The 18,575-nt window shown below is 41.5% G+C and carries 15 protein-coding genes; 3 read left to right on the top strand and 12 right to left on the bottom strand.

Annotated features, from left to right (window positions below; translation table 11 throughout):
• Window positions 1-293 precede the first annotated feature (293 nt).
• Both ACM0OZ_RS16940 and ACM0OZ_RS16935 read right to left on the bottom strand, forming a co-directional pair.
• Window positions 294-773, bottom strand: coding sequence for an Hsp20/alpha crystallin family protein (locus ACM0OZ_RS16940; RefSeq protein ID WP_414583983.1), 480 nt, complete (start codon window positions 771-773; stop codon window positions 294-296).
• 657 nt (window positions 774-1,430) lie between these two features.
• Window positions 1,431-2,672 (bottom strand): glycosyltransferase, encoded by a 1,242-nt coding sequence (locus tag ACM0OZ_RS16935; RefSeq protein ID WP_414583982.1) that lies wholly within the window; start codon window positions 2,670-2,672, stop codon window positions 1,431-1,433.
• A 555-nt stretch (window positions 2,673-3,227) separates the two neighbouring features.
• Here ACM0OZ_RS16935 and iscB point away from each other — a divergent pair.
• The 3 genes from iscB to ACM0OZ_RS16920 are packed head-to-tail and all read left to right on the top strand — an operon-like array spanning window position 3,228 to window position 6,289.
• Window positions 3,228-4,514, top strand: coding sequence for an RNA-guided endonuclease IscB (gene iscB, locus ACM0OZ_RS16930; protein WP_414583981.1), 1,287 nt, complete (start codon window positions 3,228-3,230; stop codon window positions 4,512-4,514).
• The gene (locus ACM0OZ_RS16925) at window positions 4,504-4,680 is read left to right on the top strand and encodes a hypothetical protein (RefSeq protein ID WP_414583980.1); all 177 of its coding nucleotides are present in this window, start codon (window positions 4,504-4,506) and stop codon (window positions 4,678-4,680) included. Before iscB ends, ACM0OZ_RS16925 begins: the two co-directional genes overlap by 11 nt.
• Window positions 4,658-6,289, top strand: coding sequence for a glycosyltransferase family 39 protein (locus tag ACM0OZ_RS16920; protein WP_414583979.1), 1,632 nt, complete (start codon window positions 4,658-4,660; stop codon window positions 6,287-6,289). Before ACM0OZ_RS16925 ends, ACM0OZ_RS16920 begins: the two co-directional genes overlap by 23 nt.
• A gap of 49 nt (window positions 6,290-6,338) precedes the next feature.
• On the opposite strand, the gene ACM0OZ_RS16915 is transcribed toward ACM0OZ_RS16920, so the two are convergent.
• The 10 genes from ACM0OZ_RS16915 to ACM0OZ_RS16870 all read right to left on the bottom strand — a co-directional run bounded on the left by ACM0OZ_RS16915 (window position 6,339) and on the right by ACM0OZ_RS16870 (window position 18,561).
• The gene (locus ACM0OZ_RS16915; RefSeq protein WP_414583978.1) at window positions 6,339-7,766 is read right to left on the bottom strand and encodes a sugar transferase; all 1,428 of its coding nucleotides are present in this window, start codon (window positions 7,764-7,766) and stop codon (window positions 6,339-6,341) included.
• 233 nt (window positions 7,767-7,999) lie between these two features.
• Window positions 8,000-9,181, bottom strand: coding sequence for an endo-1,4-beta-xylanase (locus tag ACM0OZ_RS16910; RefSeq protein ID WP_414583977.1), 1,182 nt, complete (start codon window positions 9,179-9,181; stop codon window positions 8,000-8,002).
• Entirely contained in the window at window positions 9,174-9,929 is a 756-nt protein-coding gene (locus ACM0OZ_RS16905; protein ID WP_414583976.1) for a WecB/TagA/CpsF family glycosyltransferase, read from the bottom strand. Before ACM0OZ_RS16905 ends, ACM0OZ_RS16910 begins: the two co-directional genes overlap by 8 nt.
• 225 nt (window positions 9,930-10,154) lie before the next feature.
• Entirely contained in the window at window positions 10,155-11,345 is a 1,191-nt protein-coding gene (locus ACM0OZ_RS16900) for a glycosyltransferase family 4 protein (protein ID WP_414583975.1), read from the bottom strand.
• A gap of 81 nt (window positions 11,346-11,426) precedes the next feature.
• Complete coding sequence (locus ACM0OZ_RS16895; protein WP_414583974.1) at window positions 11,427-12,551, bottom strand: exostosin domain-containing protein; 1,125 nt, start codon at window positions 12,549-12,551, stop codon at window positions 11,427-11,429.
• Window positions 12,552-12,633: 82 nt separating this feature from the next.
• Window positions 12,634-13,512, bottom strand: a complete 879-nt coding sequence (locus tag ACM0OZ_RS16890) for a glycosyltransferase family 2 protein (protein WP_414584027.1) — start codon at window positions 13,510-13,512, stop codon at window positions 12,634-12,636.
• 45 nt (window positions 13,513-13,557) lie between these two features.
• Window positions 13,558-14,823 carry an O-antigen ligase family protein gene (locus tag ACM0OZ_RS16885; protein ID WP_414583973.1) on the bottom strand — a complete coding sequence of 422 codons (1,266 nt, stop codon included), beginning with the start codon at window positions 14,821-14,823 and terminating at the stop codon, window positions 13,558-13,560.
• Window positions 14,824-14,865: 42 nt separating this feature from the next.
• Entirely contained in the window at window positions 14,866-16,128 is a 1,263-nt protein-coding gene (locus ACM0OZ_RS16880; protein ID WP_414583972.1) for a glycosyltransferase family 4 protein, read from the bottom strand.
• 44 nt (window positions 16,129-16,172) lie between these two features.
• Window positions 16,173-17,111, bottom strand: a complete 939-nt coding sequence (locus tag ACM0OZ_RS16875; protein WP_414583971.1) for a glycosyltransferase family 2 protein — start codon at window positions 17,109-17,111, stop codon at window positions 16,173-16,175.
• Window positions 17,112-17,211: 100 nt separating this feature from the next.
• Complete coding sequence (locus ACM0OZ_RS16870; RefSeq protein WP_414583970.1) at window positions 17,212-18,561, bottom strand: flippase; 1,350 nt, start codon at window positions 18,559-18,561, stop codon at window positions 17,212-17,214.
• Window positions 18,562-18,575 lie beyond the last annotated feature (14 nt).

Below are 18,575 nucleotides of genomic sequence, written 5' to 3'. Positions count from 1 at the left end.
TCAACCCGCTTTGGCGGGTTTTTGTGTGTAAAGGGGACTGGGGATTGGGGATTAGAGATTGGGGTAGTGGTATATCAAACCAAAAATTATGTCTGGGGAAATATTGACCATCACCAAGTCGGGAGCATTTCCACTCTTGAGCCAGTCCCCAGTACCCAGTCCCAGGGTGACCAGTTAAAATAGCGTTCCAGCACAAAAATCCTCACCCCTAACTCCTTTCTTTGCCAGCTTGGGAGAGAGTTTAAAGGTGAGGAAACTGACGATAAGTGATTAAGCGGATTTTGTATTAGAAGTTATTTGACACTGGCTTGGAGGGTTTGACCAGAACCAGAGGAAGATAGTTCGCCTAGATTAATCTTGACCACACGATTACGGACTTCTTCTACCTTAGGCAGGGTAAGAGTCAGAATACCATCACGGTAATCAGCTTGTACCTTGTCATTTTGCACTGCAACTGGTAAGTTAATGATGCGCTGGAACTGACCATAACGGAATTCAGAGTGCAGGTGGTTGGAGTCGTTATGCTGGCGCTGACGTTCTCCGGAAAGAGAAATAGCATCACGAGTGACTTGCACATCGACATCCTTTGCCGCAACACCAGGAAGCTGTGCTTTTAAAATCAAGTTATCACCTGCATCAATTAACTCAACAGCAGGAGCCCAAGCAGCAGATGATGCATCATTAGTTTGAGCCGTTAGCTCATCAAACACTTGATCCATCTGACGACGAAGGTTTTCTAATTCTCTGAAAGGTTGCCAGTAGCGAATCATCATAAACTGTTTACCTCTGCATTAGTTACTAGTTACTAGGTGTTATTCAGTAATTCTTGCAGCGTTTCTACTGCTGACACCTGCTATCTTGCCCTAATACTCTATGCGGTGAAAATCCAGAGAACACGACATTTGAAGTAGTGTTTTTCCCACCTCGGGAAGATGAGTTTTAAACAGTTAAACTTTCATATTTTACCAAAAAAGAACTCAGAAAACAGTTGTCAGAACTCAGAAGAAAAAACGCGTATGCACTTGTGCGGTATAAGTTCTGTACAAGTGGGTGGAGAGTATTGGTATAAAGCCCCCTAACTTAGGGCATGCAGAAAAAAAGAATTCTTTCCTTGCCAAATAGAACATATTTTATAGGGCTTCTCGTTTGGATGAAGTAATTATTTATCTGTGTCCATCTGTGTCCATCTGTGGTTCTCCTAACTTGATGTATTGCACTCAACACAAAGAAGCGCTATATTTCTGGGGATGCAACTGTGTTCTGCGTTCTGTGTTCTTCTTAAGCTTTTATCAGTTTCTAAGAAGTACGGTTATCTTCATACAATTAAGTAGGGTTTATGAGTCTGTCCCAAAGGCAAATCATGAACTGAGAAAAAGTGGATGTGCAAGGAAATGTATATCCACTTTTTTTGACTTCACTTTTCATAAAACCTATTTCACCTGTGTGACGCGCCAACTGAGCTTCAAATTCACCCAGAAGTTCCAAACAGTAGCCACCGCGATCGCAATCAGGTTAGCAATGTAGGGATTGGGAATGAGGAAATTGAACACCAAGTTCAACACCAACACATTCAACACCAATCCCGCAAGACAGATGATATTGAATTTCAAAAACCGCTTCAAGCGCTGACGCCATTGCTGCTGGTGGCTGCTGACATCGGCAAAAGTCCACATATCATTCCACAAGAAATTATTGACAATTGCCACTTCACCTGCAATGATTTTGCTGCGCGTCAAAGGCAAACCCAAAGTTGTCGGGTCACTAAGCAAGTAAAGCACTGCCATATCTACAAATACCCCCGATAGTCCCACCAAGCCAAAGCGGAGGAAGCGATCAATCGGAAAACCGATGCGTTGAGAGAATTGTCCCACCTTCCCTGTAGACAGGCGCAAACGGATGAGGTGGTGGATGTACTCGACATATTGCTTCCACGTTACTTTACTTTCACCCTCTTTGCGCTCACTGAACACATAGCCGACTTCAGCAATTTTGCCGACGTTTCCGCGCCCGATGGCTTCCAGCAGAATTTTGTATCCCACAGGATTGAGAGTTTGACCGACTATACATCGGCGACGGATCATAAAATAACCGCTCATCGGGTCTGACACTCTTCCCAGAACCTCTGGTAAGATTATTAATCCTAATAGCTGAGCGCCTCGTGACAAAAAACGCCTGATAAAACTCCAGCTGCTGACTCCACCGCCGTCCACGTGACGACTAGCAACTGCTAAATCTGCTCCCTCCTCCACCGCTTGCAATAGTTGCAACAGCACATGAGGTGGATGCTGTAAATCGGCATCTATCACCCCTAAAATACTTCCTGTGGCTGCTTGCCATCCGCGAATCACTGCACTGGATAGTCCCCTCTCATTCTGTCGTCTCATCACCCGCAGTTGCGGATATTCTCTTATCAGAGACTGTGCTATCTTCCAAGTCCCATCTGGACTATCATCGTCTACGACAATTAGCTCGTAGTTTCCTGGTATTGACTCATCTAGCAAGTTACTCAATACAGAGACGATTTTTTGGATATTTCCAGCCTCTTTGTAAGTCGGAATTACCAAAGACAACAGGGGTTCACGATCTGCGTTTCTGGTTGCAGCCGGCAATTCTGGAATTCGTAATGCACCAGTGGGTACTGACAAGAGGGAATTAGGTTCGATGCTATTCATGTAGAGAGAACTTTGTGGGGGAAACAGCGCTTTTAGTAAATATGTTCGAGCCTGCTTTTGATGGTTTTAGTCAAAATTAATAGTTGGTTATTCTCGGTTTTTTCTTCTATCCAAAGAGGTATCTCTTAGGTATGACTTTAATTGGTATAAGTTTAATTTGTAAAGTTTTCCTCTAAATTATATAGTTAATTCTACTTATTTTTTTGACGTAGTACTTCACTATCTGGAATAAAAGTAAGAGTTTACACTTAAACTCTCTATTGAATAGCTAATAATACTGATTTTTGTCTTTGAAATCGCCATTCCTTTAAGGATGTAAACTACCCACCACGCTCACGGAGTACCGCTACAGTGGGGGCTTTAAAAGACCAGAGTTTACCGGACTAAGTGTTAAATCACTACGATTTTAAGGTCATCTTACCTACAGATACGTGATGCCAGTCTGTAGCTCTGAGGTTAACGATTAAACAAGCATATTGGGTTGAAGCTAGTGTCGTTGATGTAAAAAGCCTTTAAATCATTGTCCAGGTTCACATTACCCGAAAGGAGGGACTTATGTCCAAAGTATTAATAATTGACACTGACAAACGACCCCTCAATCCGATTTATCCAGCGCAAGCTAGACAGCTTCTTAGAAATGGTAAAGCCGCAATATTTCGTCAATTTCCCTTTACCTTGATATTGAAAGAAGCGCGTCCAGATGCTCTTGTTCAACCTTTAAGAATCAAGATAGACCCTGGCGCAAAAACAACTGGGATTGCATTAGTAAACGATTCTACAGGTGAAGTTATATTTGCCTCTGAGTTAAAGCATAGAGGCTTTGCAATTCGAGAATGTTTGGAATCAAGAAGGTCATTGCGTCGTAGCCCAAGAAATCGTAAAACTAGATATCGTCAACCACGATTCTTAAATAGAACACGGCGGCAGGGATGGTTAGCGCCAAGCGTATGCATTGTCGTGTTGATAATATCAAAACTTGGGTTACAAAGTTACGCCGATTTGCACTCCTTAGAAGCGATTAGCCAAGAACTAGTACGTTTTGATATGGAGTTAATGCGTAATCCAGATATCCAAGGGAAAGAATATCAGCAAGGCACACTTACTGGTTACGAAACACGTGAATATTTACTTGAGAAGTGGAATAGACAATGTGCTTATTGCGGAATTAAAGACGTTCCACTTCAAATAGAACACATTCATCCAAGAGCTAAAGGAGGAACTAATTCGATTACGAACCTGACTCTAAGTTGTGAAAAATGCAACATCAAAAAGGGGACTAAAGATGTTAAGGATTTTCTTAAAAAAGACTCATCAAGGTTAGAAAGAATTCTTAAACAAGCTAAAAAACCGTTGGTGGATGCAGCAGCAGTCAATACAACTAGATTCAAATTGTTTGAAGTTTTAAAAGCGACTGGATTGCCAGTTGAAACTAGTTCAGGTGGCTTAACTAAATTCAACCGCAATCAACAAAACTTAGAAAAAACTCATTGGATAGATGCAGCTTGTGTTGGTACCACACCAGAAAAATTAATTGTCAAAGGAGTTAAACCATTGCTCATTCAAGCAGTAGGACACGGTTCTAGGCAATCATGCCGAACTGATAAATATGGATTTCCAAACCGACACGTACCAAGAAATAAAATACATTTTGGTTTTCAAACTGGAGACATTGTTAAAGCAATTGTCAAAACTGGTAAAAAGGTAGGGAAATATGTTGGTAAAGTAGCCATTCGTTCGTCAGGTAGTTTCAATATCTCAACTAAGAACGGATTAGTCCAAGGCATCTCTTACAAATATTGCAAACACATTCACAAGAAGGACGGTTACTCGTATGCAACCTAAAAAATTAGGAATTGCTCAACTGCCCCCTAGCCTGTTTGTGCTAACGCACAAAAACACCTACGGGACGTTTCACAACTCCCCCTCCATTCCTCCCACCACGCTCACGGAGTACCGCTACAGTGGGGGTCTCCTGGAGGTTTTAGATGAACGGCAAATCAACGCATAGCTGGGCGCTCCCTCCGACTTGGTTACGGTTTCTAGTCATCGTCATATTGGTACTGGGCGTGTTTTTTCGCTTCGCCAATCTTGACCGAAAAGTCTACTGGTTCGATGAGACTTTTACCTCATTACGAATTTCTGGCTACACAGAAAGAGAAGCGATCGCGCAAGTTTGCAATGGTCAAGAAATTGGCGTTGAAGATTTACAGAAATATCAGCGTCTCACTCCAGAGAAAACCTTAACAGATACTCTTAAATCTCTAGCAGTAGAAGACCCTCAGCATCCACCGCTCTATTACGTGATGACGCGATTTTGGGTGCAATGGTTTGGTAATTCAGTTGCGGTAATGAGAAGTTTGACTGCCCTGTTTAGCTTGCTGGCATTACCCTGCATCTATTGGCTATGTCTGGAATTATTTAACTCGTCGCTTGTGGCGTGGGTTGCAGTTGTACTGCTAGCTGTGACGCCATTCCATGTGCTATACGCACAGGAAGCGCGGGAGTATAGTTTGTGGACTTTGACAATTTTGCTATCAAGCGCAACACTACTACGGGCAATGCGATTAAAAACAAAGCTCAGTTGGGGAATGTATGCAGTCACTGTGGCATTAGGACTGTATACATTTCTGTTTTCTGGGTTAGTGACCATTGCTCATGGTGTCTATGTAATTGCAACTGAAAGATTCCGATTAACCAAGAGAGTTATTGCTTATCTGCTTGCGTCTTTAATAGCAATTCTAGCTTTCACACCTTGGGTAGTGGTTATTCTGAGTCAATCAACTCAAATTAATAAAACAACAGGCTGGACAGCTGAAGTTAAAATACCTCGGTTACTTCAGATTAAAGAGTGGATTGTTAACCTTAGCTATTTTTTCGTTGATTTTGACTACGATTTGATACGTGGTGCTGAAGGCTCTTGGTTAAAATTATTAATAAAATATTCAAGTCCTTTTATCTTAATTTTTGTCGGATATTCAATTTATTTTCTCTGTCGTAAGTCTCCAAAGCAAGTTTGGTTGTTTGTCTTAACATTGATTGGGTTTACAGCGCTACCCTTAGCAATACCAGATTTCATTTTGGGTGGGATACGATCGCAAACTCCTCGGTATCTCATCCCTGCTTATTTAGGTATTCAGCTAGCTGTTTCTTACCTCCTAGCAACTCAAATTTTCTCCAGGTCTGTCACCATGGCAAGACGGAAGCTTTGGCAGCTTGTCATGGTTACGCTCCTGACGGCTGGTGTCATATCCTGTGCAATCATTTCTCAAACACAGACTTGGTGGTATAAGGAGCTTAATCTTTATACTCCCCAAGTGGTTGGGATCATCAACCAAGCTCCCCAGCCACTTGTGATCACTTCCTGTCAGGGAACTTGGCCTCTGGGTGATGAATTAGCTCTTTCGTATCGGCTTGCTCCAAAAGTGCGGCTTCTGTTGGTGAAAGAGTCAAATGTGCCCCAAATTCCTAATACTTTCAGTGATGTGTTTTTCTACAACAATCCTTATCACAATCCTCCTATGCCGATATTGGAATCTAAGCTTGAGAAAGAGCAGAAATACAAGATAGAGGAGGATGTTTACCCCAAAAAGCTAGGGCTTTGGAAATTAGTAAAATAGTGAACAGAAGAAACATACCCCTAAATTGCATCTTTATGGGGAATTCGTATTAGTAGGCACCTGTCTTTTGCAGAACAACCTTGACAGTTTGCAGCAAAATTTTCAAATCTAGCCAGAGGGACCAGTTCTCAATGTAGGCGATATCTAATTTTACCGCATCTTCAAAGTTCTCAATATTCGAGCGACCAGAAACTTGCCACAATCCAGTGATACCGGGCAGAACTTCTTGTCGGATAAAGTGCGCTGTTTGGAACCTCTCTACATCCCTGACAGGAAGAGGGCGCGGACCAACCAAACTCATTTGCCCAAGTAAAACATTAAACAGTTGCGGCAATTCATCCAAACTGTAACGGCGCAGAAATTTGCCTACTCGTGTGATGCGAGGGTCGTCTTTGACTTTAAACAGAACACCATCCTTGATTTCATTTTTTGCTTCTAGGGTTGCTTGCAACTTTTCTGCATTTACAACCATCGTACGGAATTTCCAAATCTTGAACTTCTTACAATGCAGACCAATTCGGTCTTGCTTGAAAAACACTGGACCAGGAGAATCTAGCTTAATCAGCAGGGCAATCAACAGATAGACTGGTGAGAGTATGATGATCAAAATGATGGAACAATAAAGGTCAAAACACCGCTTTACCCAAAAGTCGCTACCTGTAATAATTGGTGCTGGAATTGTCATACAGGGGACTTCACCAATCATCCACAATACGGATTTAGGGTGACGAACTTCACTCTTTATTGGGAGTATTCTTAGGGTAATGCCAGCTGTATGGAAATGCCAGCAAACATAGAGACGATTTTTGATTGCATTCCAAGAAACAAAAGCCTCTACTATGCCCAGTTTGTGAAGATATTCAAAGGTTGTCTCTCTGTTACGTAGATCCAGGCAACTAGAGTCAGCACTTCCCAGTATGAGGTAGCAGTTTTCTTGCGCTATTAACTTAGTATGATCCTCTTGCTCTTGTGCATCAGTAATGAGAAAAACGGGATGAAGAACTGCTCCTCTCTTCCGGATTAGTTTAGTGGTAACATCAAACAGATAACGAGTACTACAAACAAAGGCTATAGAAAAGAACCAAAAAAGTAGAAAAGTCGAGCGCGAAACATAGTGATTTGGTTCGTAGAGGAAAGCAATCAGTAAGAGGAAAACTTCTGACAGGGAGACTGATTTGATCAGATTAGGATAGCTACGACGATGTATGCCAGCCCGATATAGTCCTTGGGCTGCTAATATCCCTATTTCAACTATAAGAGTAAGTAGTAGAAAAGATGTTTTTTGTGTCCAAGGAGACTGTAATGGAGTTCCATAAAATACTGCCAACTTCCATGCTAATATTAGAGCAGTAACATCTAAAAAGATAAGTGTTACTACCCGCAGAAATCTTATAGCTAATCCTCTCTGTATCCTTGTGCCTTTAGCTGACCTTAAGTCTGGTTTTAAACTTGCTACTGATAAATATCTGGAAGCCACGATCCTAACCCTCCTGTATTTTTGCTGTTAGCTGTACTCTTGATTCGGTTGATAAGTCAGATATGCTTGATTGACAAAACAATGCGGATTGCGATATTTAGCTACTCAAAGCATTCAGTAGATAGGAACGCAAGAGCCATATTGACTGCTCTGTAAGTCATTACAGGTAGTCACACTCATTACAGCCAAGGTGGGAACACTAAGAAATACACTAATAAAATGGAAAGCTGGGTTTAACGTTTTGGAGCTCCCTCAAACGCTCTTGCCAGTGCATTCCATGCCAACTTAGGTTTGAGGTTTGAGTCCAGTGGTAAAGGACGCACTGGCGCTTTGTCTGAACGTGGAATGTATGATGAGTGCCAGGTGTAGCGATCGCTCAATCCCCAAGTTAATACTGCAATGACTGCTCGCTCATCTAGCACCACTGAAAGATAGTCTTCATAGGTACTAGCGACAATGCGATCGCGAACAGCAGTATCTCCAGGTAATTTTTGGTCTATTACATCTAGTTCGGTAATCAGAATTTTTAAACCAAGACTAGCGACATCCGCCAGAAATTTTCTTATTTTCTTAGGATTGAAACGAGCCTCGTGACCTCTTAGGTGAGCTTGGATACCAAGGGCGTGAATTGGTGTTCCTCTAGATTTCAAACGTTCTAGCAGTTTTAAAACAGCAGTCCTTCTCGCTTCTTCTTTGGGGGTATCATACTCTAGCCCAAAATCGTTGTAGACCAACATAGCTTTAGGATCGGCTTGGGCAGCCACACGAAAGGCAAGCTCAATGTGCTCCGGACCTAAAAACTCAAGCCACGGTGACTTTCGCAAACCGTCAGCTCGTTTGTGCTCTGGTTCAATCGCCTCATTGACCACATCCCAAGAGTGCATTTGCCCAGCATAGTGTTTGGTAACAGTTGTAATATGTTCCACCAAAAATTTTTCAGCATTTTGACGGTTAACTGTTTCTTTAAACCACTTAGGCAGACCCTGATACCAAACTAAAGTATGTCCTCGAAAAAGCATGTTATGAGTGCGGGTAAATTTAACTAACCAATCGCTGTAGGTGAAGTCGAACTTGTCTGGGGCAGGGCGCACACCAGCCCACTTTAGTTCCCCTTCTGGCACTAAAATTCCGCACTCTTGAGCAAAGCGGGTTGCAAAAGCAGAATCTGAGGAAAGCTTTTCCTTATGACCTGCTGCTCCATAAATCAATCCTTTAGCAGCAGCACGTTGTCGTAGAGTCCCTTTGCCAACAACTGTAAAGTTTCTTTGTCGATTACCAAGCGCTTGCAGCTTTTGGTCTTGATACTGTTTATTTTGGTATGCACCTTTAGCTGTAGCTATAGCCCCTACGGTTGTTAAACTAGCCAAACCTAGCCATAGGGCATGTCGCCTAGTCAGTAATCGGTTACTACGCATTGAGAATCTCCCGTAAGAATAGTCCGGCTATAAACCAGGGCTCCAATAAGTAACGCCTCCAGAGTCTTTTAGGCTCACTCAATAGGCGATAAAACCACTCCAAGCCCATTTTTCCCATCCAACGAGGAGGAGTGGGAATGGCTCCCGCTACATAATCCATGCAGGCTCCACAAGGCAGAATGGTGTTGGTATGGATATGCTCTAAGTTGTCTAAAATCCAGTACTCTTGGCGTGGCATACCCATTCCCACCATTAATATGTGGGGTTGATAATCATTAATGGCAGCCATTGTAGCCAGATTTTCTTGGCTGCCTTTTTGAGTATTGATGTAGCCATGAGCTGTAGCTATTTGTAAACCCGGAAACTTTTTCCGTAGTATTTTTGCTCCGCGCTCTGCGACTCCTGGTTTTGATCCGAGGTAAAACACGCGCCATCTCTTCTGGGCAGCTTCTGCCATCACGGACCACACCCAGTCAGCATAAGTGACTCTTTGCTCTCGCTTTAGTGGAAAACCAAGCAGCTTCCCTAACAATACCAGAGCCATACCGTCAATATGAACATAGTCTGCCTTGGCGTATAAGGCTTGCATTTTGGAGTCGTGATGGTAGAGATAAAGGCTATGCAGGTTGTGATGAGCAATAATCCATTTTTTACTTTGCTCAATAGATTGTGCAATCAACGAATTGAGTTCAGGGATAGAAAGTGCATCCACATGAATGCCGAGAAATGTGTGCGGTAATCGCTTCATAGATAGTTCCTTATCAAGGTCTATAAACTTAGGCAACATAGTGCATTGGCAAAGGAATTCCCCTGCCAGTTTTAAGGTTTAAGTGCTGAGTGAAGAGAAGATTTAGTCCGTTATGTGTTTATGGAAAACTGCATCGATATGGAAATATCAGCAGTGGAGTATTCCCTGCTGGTTAACAACAAATTGGTAAAACCTGGATTCAATGGAGTAAAGACAACAATCGCTTCACAACCGTTTCTTCAATATCTGCTCAACGCCTTCAACTAAAGCCTGAACCCTAGCTGTCCAGCTATGGTTTGTTTCTATCTCTTTGCGAGCTAAGTATCCCATTTCAGGTAACACAGCTCTCTGATGAAATGCTTCAACTAAAGCACGTTTGAGATCATCTTTGTCACCAGGACGAAATAAAAAACCTGTTTTTCCTTCACAAACTAACCGTTGAGCATCCTCAAAAGCTGAAGCTATCACCGGCTTTGCCATTGCCATGTATTCATAGAGTTTCATGGGTGAAAGGTACATTTTCCCCATTTGTAGTTGCACCTGTCCGGAGTAACCTACGTCGAATCCAGATATATATTGCGGCACATCTGACCAAGGCACCTGACCTATGAAAGCTACATTGCTGGAGAGACCTAGTTGGTGAGCATACGTTTCCCAATCAGCTTTCATAAAGCCGTCCCCCACCACGACCAGTGATAAATCCATTCCTTGGGCTCGTAATTCAGACAAAGCTTCAAGCAGCAAATCTAACCCTGCCCAGGCATATAAACTACCGACAAACCCCACTGTGAAACCTGTAAATACCCGCTTGGCTGAATGTCGCTCAGGGTTAATAAAATCAGTATCTACGCCATTTGGCACCAAGACTATCTTTTCAGCAGGGATATTGAAATCACGAACCAGAATTTCCTTCAAGGTTTCGCTCACACAGGCTAAAACATCACACTTTCGGTAAGCCCAAATTTCCAACCACTGAGCTATGCCGTCTAATACTAAAGCCTTTCGCTCAACTTTAGCTTCATAGAACAACAGCGCTTCAGCTTGTAAAATCCACGGTATTCCATGCCACTGAAAAATCCAGCCGAGACATTGGAGAGTCGCAGCGTATTCATAAACCCAATCCACTTGCTTACCCAGTTCTCGCCAACTTCTCCATGCATTCACAACACCGAGTCCCAAACGTACTATGTCCACTGCTAGGGTGCGGAAAAATCCACTGCTGATTGCCTCCCCAGAACCCATCGCAGACCATTTTTTGGGATATCTATCTCCTACAATGAAAGGCTTGACTTCCCAATCGAGTGATTCAAAACCTTTTATCAATCCCAAAATACGGGAACGAGGTCCAGACATTTCCGCATAGGGATGAGTTGAGATACGTGGTCCTCCAGCTAGAAAACATAGCTGTTGCTTCATCTAGCTACTCCAAATGTATTAAAAAAACCTGAATACTGCTCACCATCGCTTTGCTGCCAACAGTCACCTATAATCAACGCTTCATGGTGGACTTATATAAGCTGCTTCTTTTTTAGAAGTATTGATCTGAAAATGTTGCCAGAAGTTGGTGAAAAATCCTTCATAAGACAACCACTCTTTCCACAGATGGCGACACTCATATTGCAGTTCTATAAATTCCTGAGAAGAAAGATTTTTGTGAAAATCTGCAACTTTCTCTGCAATCTGTGGTAAGTCTTTTTTATCTACCCAAACACTATATTTTTTCCAGTCAACTTTGAAGTCATAAGGTAGGACACAACCAGTATCAACTATGATGGGAATGCGTCCACAGCACAATGTTTCAATCACTCTGAGAGAAAAGTTGCCCCGACCACGGCTGCAAAGAATGTAGTCACTCTCAACCATGTTGTGCACATATTCGAGGCGCAGTTTCTGCTTTTTATCCGGGTTGTTGGCATCGTCATAAAATACCATGTTGTCTCGAATTTTAAAATTTGGCTCAACTAATGGACTGTTGCTTAGATACTTCAAAGCCTCATATCGTAGGCGATGCCCCTCATAAGGTGAAAAGAATTCTTTACCCCTTGCCAACATAACTCCCTGGCTGATCAAGTCCTTTAACCTCGTTGTGGAACTGCCTGGATCAGCACAACCATCAAATCCCACTACAGGCTTTTCTTGCTTCTGCCGGATGGTAAGTTCATTTCCCAAGTAAAATTCGACTAAGTCTTCGTAGAATGCCGTAAATACAAAATCATTGGGTCGCCTTTTAGAGGCTATAAGGGACTGACGAAAAACAAAAGCATCCTGAATGGGGACTTGTTCATGAGAGCGATCGCCACAATAAAAAATAGCAATTGGCTTGCCAGCTTGCTGTACCATCTGGGCAAATTGAATGGCTAAAGTATATAGTGATTTATTAGCCTTATCTTTCCATGTATTTCCTGAGACGTGTATCCAATCACAGGGGAAAACGGCTATATCTGCTTCTTCTAACGAAGAAATTTCAAACAGGGAGTGACTCAGGTTTGCATAATTGATAAGCCCTTTCTCCCAAAAAGGAAGATTTTCTCCTATTTGTCCTAACCAGAAAGGTTCAAGTAAATGAACAGGACGCTTACCTGCAGGAAGATATTGGATATCTGAAAATATCTTTATTTTCATCTGAAACAAGTGCTGTAATTGTGAAGTTATAGAGTTAATTTGGCAAGCTTTTTGTGAAAATTTGGAGTTCAACTTTTGAACTTTATTGTTTCATTTCTACAGAAAAACTAGGAGATGCACTCAAATTTTTGTAACCAATGACTGCACGTAGATAAGGCAAGAACCAATACAAAAACCAGAACGGACCAGAATGTCGTCTGGCAAAAACAGTCCATGCTCGTATTGGAAAACCTTTGGGTTGAAGCGCCTTTCTTAAGCGATCGCCTATGGGAAGGTTAGTATCCACCCAGCTACCTTGAACAGAGTTTTTAGAGCAAGTACCTATAAATCCAGGTGCCACCCATACTGAACAACCTAGTTTGCGTGCCCTAAGTCCGTAATCCAAGTCTCCCAGGCTATGGATGAAAGCAGGATCTAAATTACCAACCTTTTGTGCAACAGAACGGGGAATGAGTACGCAGTTGCCATACATTGTGTCGCACTCTTGAATTTCCTGACTTGGCTGTAGAAACTCGTACTTGTTGGAGTACCAGTGCTTTGAACGTACAGCACCACCGTAAGTCGGTTTGCCTGTGATTGCATCTCTGGTTGAACCAACAATGATGGAATTTGGGAAACCTTTTTCTATAAGGTCATTGTGAGTTGCAAACAGTTTGCTCAGGGCATTTGGGTCAACTATAGTGTCGTCATTCAGCCAGAGATAATAGTCATAATTCTCCTTGAGAGCTTCGGCAAATGCCAGCCGCATTCCTCCTACCCAGAAAAGGTCGCCTGTACCCTTGAGAATCTTAACTGCTGGGTAATTTGCCCTTACCGCATCGCAAGTGCCATCGGAACTCCCATCATCAACTAGATAAACATCAAAAATTGTATTTTGCTTGTACAGTGCTTGCAAACATACCAAGGTTGTATCGCGCCTGTTATAACAGGTCATTAACACAGCTAGTTTTTTAGAATCCATTTCATCTGTCATAGACATATCCGTTTTTTAAAGAAGGTATGACAACTAAAGTGCTAGTTTTACTTGACTCGAAGATGTCATGAGTTGATTTTTTCGTATTTGCTTTATCTGAAGAGATGATGAAAAAGCTATTGATACATAAAAAATCCAAAATATACTATTTGTTGCCATTATTGTAATCACTTCACTACTATTAACAACTAAATAAAGCCCCAAAAAAAGGAACATCCAAAAGCTTTCTATTGTTCTAGTTATAAACAATATATTGACGACTTTATATAGAACTTTAAAAAAATCAAATGTAAAAAGTAGTAATCCCACAAAACCAAGTTGGACAAATAAGTCTACAAACCCGTTATGAGCTTGGAAGGGCTTTTTCGGATCCCATTCTTCATACCTTAACCATGTATTCTTGATGACATAATAACAAGCATCTGTAGTCCAAAACGCGTTATAACCATAACCGGTTAAAGGCCGTTCCAATCCTTTATCGATAATGAGTGTCCATAATGGAGTACGTCCATTAAATTCAATATCTTTTCCTAGAAAATCAACCACGATTGTTTCTAAATTGACTAAAATTAAAGTCGCTAATGTACTTAATATTAATAATGCTATTATCAGGAAAAATGCCCTATACTTCTTTTGCTTAGCAATTTTGTAAAGAGGTAAAATAGATAGTGAAAAAAGAAAAACTATTAAGCCTGTTTTACTAGTAGAAAGCCGAACCAGAATTAATGAAAAGAATATTCCGACCAAAGCTATCCAGCGATTACTGCGTTTATCGAGGACATTCATCAGAAAAATTGAAGCTACGAAACCCATAAAGCGACCCATATGTTGTTTGTGGGCATAAATACCCCTCCAAGACACAAGGTCGTTTACGATATGAGTGCCATAAGACGGTGCAGCAAAACCAGCAATCAGACAGCTAACTATCGATATACCACCAACCCAAGACAATAAGTGTATCTGCTGCCTGAGTGTGTATCGCGTAGCCAAATATATTCCAAATAAAGTTGAACGTACTAATGCTCTAACCTGTTCTGCAGTGTCGGGTGGACTTTCAGACCAGAAAACTGAACATACACCAACTGCAACTAAACATAATAGAGTTTTATTTGTCGTAGCAACATATGCAACTCGCTTCCATTGCGAAGCAACTAAAACAATTACAATTCCATAGCTAAGAACATTTATGGCACTTCTAACAAAGTCTGGTACTACAACTGTTTCGCCAAATAAAAGTAATAAAATAACGCTTGCTACTTCTAACGTCTGTACCAAACGTCCAAATACTTGATGGTTCAATTTCTACACTCCGAGCTTTGTCGTTGTTAAATTTCACATTGCTTACGGTTGCTTGCGTATTTCTTTTTTTAAATGAAAATAAATATCTAAATAGCGATGCACTTGGATTTCTAAAGTAAATTCTTTTTCTGCCTTTTCACGAGCACGATGCGACAATTTCTGATACCTATCCGGATTTTCTAGTACCCAAGCAATTCCTTTTGCTAAATCCTCAGCTTCATAGGGTTTTGCCAAGTAGCCGTTGAATTGATGGTCAACAATATCTTTTAAACCTGTAGCATTAAAGGCAACAACGGGAGTGCCACAAGCCAGAGACTCAGAGGCAGTTTGTCCAAAAGCTTCCTGAAAAGATGGCACAACCATAACATCCGCTGCTGAGTAAACAACTGCTAAGGAGAGATCATCAGAAAGATGTCCCAGATAGTTTGCTATTAAGCCTAAATCAGGCGGACTTTGAGGTTGAGATGCGCCGAAAATAACTGCCTCCAACTTATCTTTCCAGCCAGATTTGCTGAGTTCTACAAGAGCTGCTTGCAATAGATGAAATCCCTTTCTCCTATCGCTTGTCGCTTCTAATGCTCCAAATAGAACAAGTTGTTTATCTTGAGGTAAGTTTAGTAGTTGTCGTGCTACACGTTGATTAATAGGTCTATAGTTTTGAGTATCAAGCCCATTGGGAATGACTTCGATGGGCAAATCCTGAAAGAGGGAACTCGAACTGGCACATTTGGCTAACCAAGAGCTAGGTGTAACAATTGTCAAATTTAAATCTCTCCAAGCTTTTGCTTTGCGTTGCCATACCCAACGGGATAAATCCCAGTCTTTGCTGCTTTTAAGCAGAGGACAGGTACCGCAGGATTTTGTGTAGCGATCGCACTCTCCACTGTAATGACACCCGCCAGTAAACGCCCACATATCATGAAGAGTCCAAACTAACGGGCGCGGTAGCTTGGCGATTGTTTCAATCTGTATAAAGCCTCCACTCATCCAGTGCAGATTAATAATATCTGGATCAATCTGAGTCACCTTGGGAATAACCCCGTCTGGTAGCCACTGGAGAGAAAATGTAGTTCTATCACGCTGGCTGTAAAGCTTTAATGGCAAAACATCAAACGTCAGCTTTGCCCGTGCTATGCCTTGAGATAGTCTAATTTTGGGTGCAAGCACCGTTGTGTCATCGCTATATTTCTCTTGCACCAGCATTTGCGAGTTTACATTTATATTCTGCAACCCCTTGTGCAAACGATAGGTAGCTCTTGCTGCTCCACCATTGGTATCAGATGTGCTAATATGCAAAACTTTCATTTTGTGCAAACGATTGTGAATCAAATTCCAATTTCAGGTTCTCATCATGCTTTTTTGAAACCTTTCAGCATCTTCTTGATTTCATTCTTGAACAGTTGCAGCAGACCTGGATTATATAGAGTACTTTGCGTAAAGTTATCTGCTCTATCATCTCGAATAACAAATGGTGGATGCTTTAGAGGAAACTCTATTGGCTCCGTGGGGAGACTGTCGTATGGATTTTTTTTGCCAGAAGTGAAATGAGTTGAGTCTGAACCAAAGCCAATATTAGAAATTAAATTTACATTCGAGATAATGCCTAACCTATTCTGCACAAAGGAGGTAAACGTCCACTGATAAGCCCAACTTATACCTAAAGGATTCTCAGAAACAGACTGAAAAATATCGCTCCAAATCTTCACTGCTAGGGGATCCATTAGGATATCAGTGAGAAAACTTTTCGATTGAATCTCCTTCCAGTGCTTGATGTAAAGGTCATAGTGCTGCCAAGCCCGTCTCCAGCTTGCCCAGCCCCAACAGTGGTTATAGCGTGAAAAGTAGTAACTGTAATTTGTTCGCCTACGCCCAAACTGAACATTCTGCCCAGAGATTGAGGCAATTCGGGTATCGTATCTATATTTTTCAAGTAATTCTTCACAAAAGCGAAAAAATGTAGGATGCGGTAGGCAATCATCCTCTAAAATAATCGCCTCCTCAACATTGCTGAAGACCCAATCAATACCACTAGAGACACATTTTGCACAGCCCAAGTTGGTGTCAGAGTAGTTCTTGATAACTTCGCAATCCCAATCAACTCGCTCAATAATTGCACGAGTAGCTTCACATTTTTCTGCTTCACCAACACGATCCGCATGCGGTCCGTCTGCAATGACAAAAAGTTTCGGTGGTTTTGCTTGGCGAATGGCTTCAAACACCCTTTCAGTTGTATGGGGTCGTCTGAATATGATAAAAGCTATCGGTGTTTTCAACTGAAAATCTGACATTATAATTCCTACATCATTTCACAATTTTTAATACGAGTCATTCAATGTATTTTCAAGACAGTATTGTGCCTTTAATTGTATTCATGAAAAACATAAAATTTTATCCTTTATCTTTTTTGAGATATACAACATTTCTCATAAAGAGACTGGGTAATATAAGCGCTTTTGTCTGTCTAATAAAAAACATCCTTGTTTCTGGAAAAAATGCATTAGTGGCATACGACGCTATACATTGAGCAACAAGAGTAGAAATAGCAGCACCTACACCTCCATAGCTCTTAATCAAGAAGTAGTTCAAAAATAAATTGACAATGGCACCAGTTGCTGTTGTCATAAATGCAAACGACATGAGATTCTCTGCTGTTGTCCACAAACTTCTGACTAGTCCAGAACAGACAAATATTCCAGTCCAGATATGAATTGTCAGTATGACTCCAGCCTCTATGTAATTTTCTCCATAGAGCAAATTCACAAAGTGATCAGATAGGAATGATACTGTTATGGCAACTGCAAAGGACAAAATTGATAGGGAATCAAGAACTTTCTGTATCCGCTCATAGTACAAATTTGTACTTTCTTCTTTCGCTTTCACAATCGATGGAAAAACTGAATTAGTGATAGCCATTGGCACAAAATACCAAAGTTCTGATATCTTCACTGCTGCTGAGTAGATGCCCACGGCGCGATCGCCAATCATTTGCCCTAGCATCAGCTGATCCATTCGCATATAAATCATGATCACAAAACTCGAAAGGATCAGTGTCCAGCTATCTTTCAGTAACTCCTTGCAACAGCGAAAGCTAAACCGCCAAGCTTTAAGTAAATACCCTTGAAAGCGGTATGCAATCAGCAGTCCAGCGGCGCTCAGTACCATTTCGGCTGAGTATACCCAAGCAAATAGAATTAATGGAGCTTTCATTTGAAGCAGCAAAACTCTACCGCAACTGGCTAACACAAAGCCTACATTCTTAAACGCAACTGCGTATTTTGACTGAACTTGTGATTGGAACCAAAACTCAATAACGTTAAATGATTCAAAAAACATTCCCGCTATGATGATTCCAACCAACCAGTGGCTCAAGGTGTCATTAGGACGGAGTACCACTATAACTAGAAGCGCCAATACCATAACTGCGACTTGAGCAATCATCTTGAGGACGAAGGCTGTACCTAACACTTCGTCCTTGCAGGATGGTTGACGAACAATGTTACGTATAACAATGCTATCAAGCCCTAAATTAGCAACGGTGTTGAATATGGCAGTAAAGGCGATCGCGTAATTGAAAATACCAAATTCCTTCGGTCCTAGGTAGCGAGCCACCCAAACCCCTACCAGCAGTCCTATACCCATCCGTAGAATTTTATCAGCAAATAGCCAGGCTGTATTGCTGATAATATTGAGCAAGTTAGGACTTAGCTTCTGGGTTACTGTAGCTAGCTTATGAATCATTTTGTTATGGTTTT

It is taken from the genome of Scytonema sp. PCC 10023 (assembly GCF_963920835.1).
GTDB lineage: Bacteria > Cyanobacteriota > Cyanobacteriia > Cyanobacteriales > Nostocaceae > Kalymmatonema.
Note: the sequence above shows the minus strand (reverse complement) of the source record. Positions and strands in the feature narration are given on the sequence as shown.